Consider the following 6,400-nt stretch of genomic DNA (forward strand, 5'->3'; position numbering starts at 1 on the left):
TCGACGCCGTAAGCCCAGCAAAACAGGCCGACGACGAAAAAGCCAAGAAACGCAACTGTAATGCTAGGACTCACACTGAGTAGCAGCTCGCGGAACGCGACCCTCGGCCCCCAAGGATCAGCGCACGCAGTCGGCCTACATCTTCGGGACGATCTGCCCGGCCAGAGGCGCGGGCCTGGTCATGCCCCGTTGCACCACGTCGGCCATGGCCCGCAACCTCGAAGAGATCTCCGCAACGGTGGCGCCCGGCGCCCACGCAGTGCTCCTGCTCGATCAGGCCGGCTGGCACACCACGAAGAAGCTGATCGCCCCCGACAACATCACCCTGCTGCCCCTTCCAGCCCGCTCGCCCGAGCTGAACCCAGCCGAGAACCTATGGCAGTTCCTGCGCGACAACTGGCTCGGCAACCGGATCTTTTAATCGTACGCCGACATCACCGACCACTGTTGCGACGCCTGGAACAAGCTCATCGCTCAGCCCTGGCGCATCATGTCCCTCGGACTGCGCGAATGGGCGCATGGGTGTTGATCAATGAAAGTTGGTATAAGCGGCTTATGCTAACTTTCAAAGTTTCCCAGGGCCACACGTCTACGATCGGCAGGCCGCGAGATTGCTCACGCAGCTAGCCACCGTAGCGTTCCGTCTTGATGATAGAGGCGTCGAGGCCGGCTAACAGCGCGCTCTCGGTCGCGATGTTAACGAAGCCGTTGGACCCGCAGACGAATACCTGCGTTGGCTTTCGGTGAAGTCGCGCTAAAACATCCTGGACCATCGCGACATCGATCCGTCGCGCGAAGTCCGATGCGCGGATCGGTATCTCGCGTGTGATAGCCAGCGCAAGGACGAACTCCGCATCCCGGATTTCGATGGAATGAAGCTCTTTTGAGAAGAGGACGTCCTCTGCGGTTTGTGCGGACAGTAGCAGCGCTGTCGGCACGGTCGGCTTCAATGTGCTGCGCTGCCGGATCATTGCCATCAACGGCACAAGGCCGGAGCCTGCCCCAATCAACAGCACGGCGTCTACGGCAGGTTCAGGCCACAGGAAATGACCCCCGAGTGGACCACGAAGCTCGATTTCGTCGCCGATTAACGCGATATCGTGAAAGAACAAGGAAACTTCGCCATCCGACAGGCGCTCAATGGCGAGCTCAATAATTGGAGACGAGGCTGCCGCCGACGCGATCGAGTAGCTGCGCATTGCGTTGTAGCCATCGGGCGCGGTCAGCCGGATATCGACGTGCTGACCTGCAATGTGCGCGAACGGTCTGCTCAACCGCAGGAAGAAGCTCTTGACGCTTGGGGTCTGCTGAACGATTCCGTCGATGACGCATGACTGCCACGACGCTATCTGCGCACTGTTCTCAGTCATCGGTGTATCGCTGCTCGCGCCATGGATCGCCGTAGATGTGATAGCCGCGCAACTCCCAGAAGCCCGCCTCGTCCCGGGTTGTGAACTGAAGCGCATTCACCCACTTGGCGGACTTCCAGAGGTAGAGGTGCGGAACCAGGAGACGCGCCGGCCCTCCATGATCGCGGGGAAGCGGCTTGCCCGCATAAGTGAGGGCGACCATCGCCTTGCCAGAGAGCAGATCCGCCAGCGGGACGTTTGTCGAATATCCATCGTAACTGTGGGCCAGGACGAAATCAGTAGGCTGTAGGATCCCTGCAGCTGCAAGGATGTCTTCGACAAGCACGCCCTCCCACACGGTATCCAGCTTGGACCAAGAGGTAACGCAGTGAATGTCCCGGGTTACCTTGGTCGTCGGCAGGGCATTGAACTCGCTCCAGTTCCATATCTTGACGTGCCTCGGGCCGATCTTGACGGTGAACTTCCAATCGGAGAGCTCTACGTTTGGTGTAGGTCCGGCCGTAAGAACCGGGAAGTTCTCCACGAGATGCTGGCCTGGTGGTATCCGATCGGACTGGTCGCCGTCCGAGCCGCGGCCTGTGAATCCTCTAGTGACCATGCGAACCCCCTGTTTACCGCGACAAACCGTAGCCGGCCCGATTTCAGTATTTGTTGCAGTATCCTTGCACTTTCGACCCCTGAACGTACATATATACCAGAAAACTGAACGCCTATACCGAAAGAATATCAACTATGTCATCTAATGATTGCTGGTGCATATGTAGTATAGCACTGCGCCTGCCTTAATTACCAATACCCATCCGTTATGAATTTTATAACTTTCCAACAACTTTACAAGCGCATCCCGTTGCTCACGCATAATCAAGGGACAGCATTTGATCTCGAACCGCTGGCACCTCTAATTCCTGCATCTAACATGTCTCCACGCTAATTACGCGTACCCCAAGGATCGGACCGCGGCAAGACATGGAAATCATGACGTGCAGCCATTGGAAACGATTCACGCACAACTTAATAGTCCGGCACGGGAGACCGCCGTGAACTGAGGGTCTTTTTTATGAAGTGTCAGGGCGATCGATCAATACTTCGGCACATCCCAAGCTGGCGACAATGATGAAAGCCGTTGGTTACAAGGTTCCGGGACCCATCACGGAGGATGCGGCGCTGGTCGACATCGATCTGCCTCGGCCTGTCGCTGCAGGATTCGATATCCTGGTTGAGGTGAAGGCCATCTCGGTCAACCCGGTCGACTACAAAGTCCGCAACAGTACGCCGCCCGCCGATGGCGATTGGAAGGTGCTGGGATGGGATTGCGCCGGGATAGTGCGCGAGGTCGGCCCCGACGTGACGCAGTTCGCGCGCGGTGACGAGGTCTACTATGCCGGATCGCTCACCAGGCCCGGCACTAATGCGCAGTTCCATCTTGTCGACGCCCGGATCGTCGGTCGCAAACCCACGTCGCTCAAATGGGCGGAAGCGGCTGCGCTGCCGCTGACGGCGTTGACGGCCTGGGAGTCGATGTTCGTCCGCCTGGACGTTGCGAAGCCCGTCCCCGGTGCGGCGCCGGCGATCCTCATCATCGGCGGCGCTGGAGGGGTGGGGTCGATCGCCATCCAGATCGCCCGGCAATGCACGGAACTCTCCGTCATTTCCACCGCGTCTCGACCGGAAACCCGGGAGTGGGTAATAGGGCTCGGCGCTCATCACGTCGTCGACCATTCTCGGCCGCTCGCGGCACAGGTCGCCGAACTCGGCATTGGCTCTCCCGCTTTCGTCTTCTCGACAACGCATACCGAGCAGCATGTCGCCGACATCGCCGAACTTATAGCTCCGCAAGGACGGTTCCTGCTGATCGACGATCCCAAGGTATTCGATATCATGCTGTTCAAGCGCAAGGCGGTGTCGATCCACCACGAACTAATGTTCACACGGTCGATCTACGGCACGCCCGACATGAATGAGCAGGGCAAAATCCTTGATGCGCTGGCGGTGCTAGTTGATGACGGTAAAATCCGCACGACGTTGACCCACCAACTGTCGCCGATCAATGCCGCCAATTTGAAGACGGTGCATGCGCTTATCGAAAGTGGCTCGGCAAAAGGCAAAATCGTCCTGGAAGGCTTCTGAAATCCGCTACCGCCATACATCTTTTCCCACCTTAAGGGAGCCGGACAGATCACGCTCCGGTGAAGGAAATCCCATGATCAAATCCATTGCCACCGCCTCGATCAACCGCGAAACCGCAGTCGCCCTCATCCACGCCGCGATCACTGCGGCCCGTGCAATTGGCATCCCGGCCGCGGTCGCCGTCGTCGACGCCACCGGTTACCTGCGCGCGTTCGAACGCACCGACGACGCCCCGTTTCTCACTGTCGATGTCGCCGTCGACAAGGCTTGGAGTTCTGCCTCTTTTGGGTTCCCGACCCATGTATGGAACGATTATGTGACCAATGACCCAAAAGTGGCGCCGCTGGCCTATCGCCCCCGGATGGTCGCTGTTGGCGGCGGCTATCCGATCCTGGAAGACGGGAAGTTGATCGGCGGGATCGGCATATCCGGAGGGACCTATCAGCAAGATCAGGATGCGTGCGTGGAAGCACTCAAAAAAATCGGGTTCGAGCTGCCAACCTGACAATTGTAAGGCCGCCGCCGCCGACGGTGGCCTGCAGATCCGACCTTAGGAAAGAACTTAAGATGGAAGCATTCGTCGTCTTCACGCGCGAAATAACCACCGACCCAGAAAAACTCGCAACCTACTCTGCAGGCGTCGGCCCATCGTTCGATGGCCACGATGTAACTTTTCTCGCCGCTTATAGCACAATAGAGCATTTGGAGGGACCGCCCGTCGAAGGGACCGTAATTATGCGGTTCCCAACGATGCAGGCCGCGCGTGATTGGTATCATAGCTCCGCCTACCAAATGATTGCCGCGCACCGTTTTGCCGGCTCCCGCTATCGCGCCTTTATCATTGAGGGCCGGCGATGACACACCGACGGAAGAGCGGCGGTGCTGACCACGAGGTATCGATCTGCAGATTCGCAGCCTTCGAACCTGCAGACGGAACTAAGGCAGTGAAGTTCAAGGGCCATCGCGACGCGCGACTATTCGTCAGGCTTCTGCATCGGGATTGGAGGATCAGATGAGCGTGGCCGGACGACATGCGCCTGAACTGCGGGTCGGGAGATGGATTGGTGAGGATGGAGGGACTATCGCGCCGCTCAAGCTGTCGGATCTTGGCACTGGCCCGACGATTCTGTTCGCGTTCCAGCACTGGTGCCGTGGCTGCCATTTGCATGGGTTTCCGACGCTGCGAAGGTTGCATGGTGCATTGAGGTTCAAGGGTGTGGGTTTCGCGGTGATCCAGACCGTCTTCGAAGGAGCGCATGAGAACACCTTCGAAAAGTTGCGCGTGAACCAACTTGAGTATGAGCTTCCTGTTGCCTTCGGTCACGACGAGCCACCCGCCGGCGCGACGCTTTCTACCTTCATGGAGGATTACCGCACACGGGGAACGCCCTGGTTCACGGTCATCGATGCTGGCGGACACATCGCTTTCTCGGACTTTCATCTCGACGCGGACCAATTGATGAAGGATCTGGAGTTGGCGTGACAGACGCGGTGTTGGCTGATCGAAATTTCCTCCGTTCTCCCGACGCTCGCTTTGGGCTATAGAAGCGGCATCTACCCGCTGCCGATCCTTACAGCGCCGCGGGTGCCCGACACGGCAGCCCTTCAGATCATTGCAACTCAAACCGTCTACGCAGGACGCCTGGCTCGGGATCTAAAACGCAGCGACCTGCTCTTCATTAGGGGAAGGCGAGGTCCGGGTCTCGCGTAACCGGATCGCACACATCGGGCGTCTCGCCCCTGGCCCGGACTACAAACTTTATCTCGCTCCACTTTTCGCCGCCCCGAAGGAGGCCTTTCTTCTGATCAAAGCCAGATCGGTCCGCGTGGGGGACGTTGAGACGGACAACGGCTTCATCAGCGATGTGCCTGTCGGCATCGATGTTCGCGACTACGTCTCGGTCGTCGTCTGATGCGAAGCATTGGACCAGTTCATCAATGCAACATAATATCTACCATCACGCGGGCTTGAGGGCGGCGTGGACGCATCACCAAACGGGGCCGAAGCCATGCACGCACTATGCTGGTGGAGGCAGCATGGCAGGCAGTACATGGAGTAGGACCGGGGCGCACCTTCCTCCATCGTGTCTCGGTGCGCCGCGGACCTCATGTCGCCGCGGTGGCCGCCGCGCGCAGTTCGCGGTGATCGTCTGGCACCTGCTCGCGCGGGATGAGGATTACGTTTGGCTGCGGCTGGCGCTTCACGGCAAGAAGTTGCGGGAACTGGGATTGCGCTTGAGTGAGCCCGCCCGGCGCGGCCAGCGCTGGACGGCGTACGCTTACAGCCTGACGAGAACATACGAGGGGGAGCGGTGCCGCGTTGAGCAGACGGCAATCGCCTATCGGCAGATGACCAAGGCCTGGAGACGACGCGGACGGCGCGTATCCACGGACGCTTCAGAGGAAGAGCGATCACAAAGACGGCACCGCCGGGCTTGCATTTCGACCACGGCTCTTCTTCACGCGGTCACCCGTGGGCGATGAGAAATAACACGGCTCGCGAAGAGAAGGACTGTTCAACCTCATCCGTAGTCCAGGGGTGAAGCGGCTTGGTCAGTCGACGCTCAATGTCGTTGCGGGCACTGGCAAGCTCGGAGCTATTCGCTTGGGAACGTCTCGCCTGCTGCGATCGCATCCTCAATGATGGTGGCGGTCGAGGCAACGTCGCTAGGCGTGGTGAAGTGGGTATTCCACTCATCGATGCCGTCCGCACTCACCTCAGGCGCAAGCCATACGAGGTCTCGGGGGATGCCGACTTTGACAACGAGGCAAACCTGACTGCCTTTAAGCAGCGGAGGATCACCGCTTATCTGGCTCCGGTCCGAGCGCGCCATGGCGAGGCCGATACAACCGGTTGCGGGTGGATGTCGAAGTCGCCCTTAATGAGCTCGATGGCCGCGCGC

The 6,400-nt window shown here is 59.2% G+C and carries 6 protein-coding genes and 4 pseudogenes; 7 read left to right on the plus strand and 3 right to left on the minus strand.

The window, feature by feature from the left end; all coding sequences use genetic code 11:
* Nucleotides 1-82 precede the first annotated feature (82 nt).
* Nucleotides 83-529 (plus strand): annotated as a pseudogene (locus K2Y56_RS01020) (IS630 family transposase); the annotation flags it as partial.
* Nucleotides 530-623: 94 nt separating this feature from the next.
* Here the strand turns inward: K2Y56_RS01020 and K2Y56_RS01025 are convergent.
* Nucleotides 624-1,370, minus strand: a complete 747-nt coding sequence (locus K2Y56_RS01025; RefSeq protein WP_292503928.1) for a ferredoxin reductase — start codon at nucleotides 1,368-1,370, stop codon at nucleotides 624-626.
* On the minus strand, nucleotides 1,363-1,968 hold the full coding sequence (locus tag K2Y56_RS01030; RefSeq protein WP_292503929.1) for a sulfite oxidase-like oxidoreductase: 606 nt from the start codon (nucleotides 1,966-1,968) through the stop codon (nucleotides 1,363-1,365). The genes K2Y56_RS01025 and K2Y56_RS01030 overlap by 8 nt, the downstream gene beginning before the upstream one ends.
* Nucleotides 1,969-2,483: 515 nt before the next feature.
* Here K2Y56_RS01030 and K2Y56_RS01035 point away from each other — a divergent pair.
* The 5 genes and pseudogenes from K2Y56_RS01035 to K2Y56_RS01060 form a co-directional block, all read left to right on the plus strand.
* On the plus strand, nucleotides 2,484-3,497 hold the full coding sequence (locus K2Y56_RS01035) for a zinc-binding alcohol dehydrogenase family protein (protein WP_292503936.1): 1,014 nt from the start codon (nucleotides 2,484-2,486) through the stop codon (nucleotides 3,495-3,497).
* Between the two features lie 73 nt (nucleotides 3,498-3,570).
* Entirely contained in the window at nucleotides 3,571-4,002 is a 432-nt protein-coding gene (locus tag K2Y56_RS01040) for a heme-binding protein (protein WP_292503930.1), read from the plus strand.
* Nucleotides 4,003-4,064: 62 nt separating this feature from the next.
* Nucleotides 4,065-4,355, plus strand: a complete 291-nt coding sequence (locus tag K2Y56_RS01045; RefSeq protein WP_292503932.1) for a DUF1330 domain-containing protein — start codon at nucleotides 4,065-4,067, stop codon at nucleotides 4,353-4,355.
* A gap of 154 nt (nucleotides 4,356-4,509) precedes the next feature.
* Nucleotides 4,510-4,980 (plus strand): TlpA family protein disulfide reductase, encoded by a 471-nt coding sequence (locus K2Y56_RS01050; protein ID WP_292503934.1) that lies wholly within the window; start codon nucleotides 4,510-4,512, stop codon nucleotides 4,978-4,980.
* 492 nt (nucleotides 4,981-5,472) lie between these two features.
* Nucleotides 5,473-5,909, plus strand: a pseudogene (locus tag K2Y56_RS01060) (IS110 family transposase); the annotation flags it as partial.
* A 100-nt stretch (nucleotides 5,910-6,009) separates the two neighbouring features.
* On the opposite strand, the pseudogene K2Y56_RS01065 reads toward K2Y56_RS01060, so the two are convergent.
* Nucleotides 6,010-6,109: pseudogene (locus K2Y56_RS01065) on the minus strand (IS481 family transposase); the annotation flags it as partial.
* A gap of 78 nt (nucleotides 6,110-6,187) precedes the next feature.
* Here K2Y56_RS01065 and K2Y56_RS01070 point away from each other — a divergent pair.
* Nucleotides 6,188-6,400 (plus strand): annotated as a pseudogene (locus tag K2Y56_RS01070) (IS5/IS1182 family transposase); the annotation flags it as partial.

This window comes from Methylobacterium sp. (genome assembly GCF_019745455.1).
Classification (GTDB): domain Bacteria; phylum Pseudomonadota; class Alphaproteobacteria; order Rhizobiales; family Beijerinckiaceae; genus Methylobacterium.

Excerpts from the sequence above, each read along its gene's own strand:
- K2Y56_RS01025 (WP_292503928.1), bottom strand. The coding sequence starts at position 1,370 with ATGACTGAGAACAGTGCGCAGATAGCGTCGTGGCAGTCATGCGTCATC.
- K2Y56_RS01040 (WP_292503930.1), top strand. The coding sequence starts at position 3,571 with ATGATCAAATCCATTGCCACCGCCTCGATCAACCGCGAAACCGCAGTC.
- K2Y56_RS01035 (WP_292503936.1), top strand. The coding sequence starts at position 2,484 with ATGAAAGCCGTTGGTTACAAGGTTCCGGGACCCATCACGGAGGATGCG.
- K2Y56_RS01050 (WP_292503934.1), top strand. The coding sequence starts at position 4,510 with ATGAGCGTGGCCGGACGACATGCGCCTGAACTGCGGGTCGGGAGATGG.
- K2Y56_RS01045 (WP_292503932.1), top strand. The coding sequence starts at position 4,065 with ATGGAAGCATTCGTCGTCTTCACGCGCGAAATAACCACCGACCCAGAA.
- K2Y56_RS01030 (WP_292503929.1), bottom strand. The coding sequence starts at position 1,968 with ATGGTCACTAGAGGATTCACAGGCCGCGGCTCGGACGGCGACCAGTCC.